This window comes from Pseudoalteromonas sp. BSi20480, from assembly GCF_000241365.1.
Taxonomy (GTDB): Bacteria; Pseudomonadota; Gammaproteobacteria; order Enterobacterales; family Alteromonadaceae; genus Pseudoalteromonas; species Pseudoalteromonas marina.
In genome coordinates this window covers 1-2,824 of the sequence record NZ_BADX01000101.1, presented here as the reverse complement: position 1 = coordinate 2,824, position 2,824 = coordinate 1, and the positions used below count along the sequence as shown (strand labels likewise).

The 2,824-nt window shown below is 35.5% G+C and carries 2 protein-coding genes; both read right to left on the bottom strand.

The window, feature by feature from the left end; genetic code table 11:
- Window positions 1-228 precede the first annotated feature (228 nt).
- Window positions 229-537, bottom strand: coding sequence for a hypothetical protein (locus tag P20480_RS18255; protein WP_033025556.1), 309 nt, complete (start codon window positions 535-537; stop codon window positions 229-231).
- Window positions 538-663: 126 nt separating this feature from the next.
- On the bottom strand, window positions 664-2,824 hold a 2,161-nt coding region (locus P20480_RS19505; protein WP_033025554.1), incomplete at its 5' end, for a hypothetical protein.

Genomic DNA, 2,824 nt, shown 5'->3' with positions numbered 1-2,824 from the left:
AGCTTTTATAATTTTGATAAATCCCACTCCACAGTGGAGCTTACTACCCATTAAAGTTCAAAAATTAGTCGCGTGATCAAAGTCATTATAGTTTGGGAAAATGCAGTTTTTTAGACCGCGTTTTTCGTTATAGAATTTTTAGTTATAGATTGGGAATTTTAGTAGGTGCTATTAACCCCAATCTAAGCGTAATTATTATAGTTTGGGAATGTTAATCATAACTACTCATTATCTATATTTAGGTTTCCTCAAATGCCAACCACTGCCTACGGGACACCTATAAGCTTCGAGCTCTCGATTTGATCGCTCATAGAAATCATCAGCAGCTCTTTCTGCTTCAATAGAGCTACCGTAAATTCGTTTTTTAATACCATCACCAGAGACACACTTTTTACATGTCGTAATACCTGACTCAGCTATTCGAACTTGGCCATCATGAACACCTGACCCAAATTTCAACATTTGGTAGTCAGACTCAATATCAGCTTCTATTTGTCTAATGTGTTTTTTAAATAAATTTTCAGAAAAGTTATGCATACGTATACTCCTTGACTGGCCATATTGACCGTAAAGTTTTTACATGGCGGACGGCTAGCGTCATAGTAAGAGCATCAGGCTCTAGTACACCAAGTTTAGTTATTTAGATTGAAGATAATTAATAAGTTATGGGTTGCGCATAAGGTTACGTCTAGTTTTTACGGCTTTGTCAGAATCAATTTCATGACCTAACTCAGTTCGCTGACACATAAGAAGCCACCATTCGGCAGCAATAATGCTTCTTTTTATATCTTGAACTGAAGAGTCTTTCTTAGCGTGTCGTCGAACAGCCTTATAACACTCACTGGCAATAGCTCGCACATCCTCATTGGGATCTGATTTTTTAGTGAAGTTAACTGTTTTATGGACTTGTCCATTTAAGTCTAAACCTAATTCAGTAAGAGCTTTTAAGTAACCTTGCCTCCAAACAGAAGATTGTTCTGTAACTTGGCTCGTTTCATATTTATCATCTTTCGCTTTTTCACCTTTACGAAGACGCAGTCGGCTTAGGCAAAATTCAGCTAATTGCTGGGAAAATTGAACATAAAACTCTTTTTTAATTTGATCATAATTAGCTTGTGTGACTTCTCTATTTCGATTCGTTTTATATGCGAAATGTTCATCTGCAAGCTGGTTTAAAGAATCGTACCATTTACAAAAACCATCACGCTTAAACGGGGTTTTAAGCTTTGAGATTGATTCATCAGAAAAAGCGTTAGTTGAAGAACGCATTAGTAAGAGGCGGTGGCGTAGAGCCTTTTCAGGTGAAGAGCGATCTAAAGAACTAAGTAACTTTTCAAGTTTTTGATGATATGTTTCAAGATGATCTTCATTCTCTTTTTTTACGATTTCACCACGTATTATCCCAATGCTTCTATCTATATAGGGAACCATCTCTTCTCGTTCTAGCCTGTCCATTGCTACAACAGTCCAATCAGGAATTAACGATTTAGGAAAACCCTTATAGGCAATCAAGTCGGTAAAAAGCTCATTCCACCAAGCAGCGCATTCTGGATATAATAAATCTTCAGCTCGACGGCTATTAAAAGGAATTGAACAAGATAAAACTCGTAGTTTACTTTGATAGTCTAATTCTTCTAGAGCAGCTAAAAATACTTTTTTCCATAAGGTGAAATACTTACCATAACCCCATAAATCAACGCTACCCTTTAATTCACCTCGAGACTGACTAGGCTTTGATTCAAGCAATCTTCGAAAATCTTCTTTTATAGAAAATTCAATCCAAGCCGATATCTGTAGCGGTTTCAATTTTAAACAAAACTCATGATGAGCATTGTCTTGACGCTTATATAAATCAATAACATTTGAGCTGTTGTGATTATAGTACGTCTCAAAGTTACGATACGTAAACGTTTTAAAGTATCCATCTAGGTCTCGAGCCCACTGTTCATGCTCTTCGGGTGGAACAATATCTAAATCAGTATTTATAAATTGTAACTCTTGAAGCTCTAGCTTCGTGTTTTCAAGCCATTCATAATTTAAAGTTTGAATTTCATCACTGTCTATAAGTTCATGAGATATTGAATAATCAAGATTAGAGAAGGACTTATTGTAAAAGTATAAAAAATCGAACCACTTATAACTAAACCTACCAGCTTGAGAGTCGTAAGTTATCCATGCCCTTATAAAATCTAAACCACGAATTATATTAGTTGAAGTGCTAGTTACCTCTTCAGTTTGAGGGCCTTGCACGATGTTTGAAGTAGCTATATAAGTCATAGCTTTATATAAGCGGTTACTATCTAGTAAACTTAAATTATTGGATATTTCATCAAAGAAACTCCAAACTTGAAACGCTCTATCGCTATCATTCAACAAACATAATGAAGTATCATCAAAGAATGCTTTAGTGAGGCAGTAATCCTTTCCATACAACCATGATGAAAACATTATATAGCTACTACGTTCATCCATACAGTCATTAAATAACCCAAACAGTGCGTTAGGGTAATAAATCTCAGCTACGTCCTTTAAAAAAGCAATTATTGCCTCATCATCCAATGGGAGTAGATAATATCCGTAATAACTCGAAATACTATTTACAATAGTTTTCTGTTGAGTCAATAAAATAGAAATGCACTTCGTAGACTCTGATGTATGGGATTGAGTCTCAGCTAGGGCATCTTCAAGAGCTAATACACCTCTAAATACATTCATCCATGTATCTGAAAAGTGTTTAATCATTAAAGTTCTGAAATTGCCTTGTATATCAAACTCATCCAGAGCTTGTATGAAGCGTTCTTTAGGGTCGTTTTTTTCATCGAAG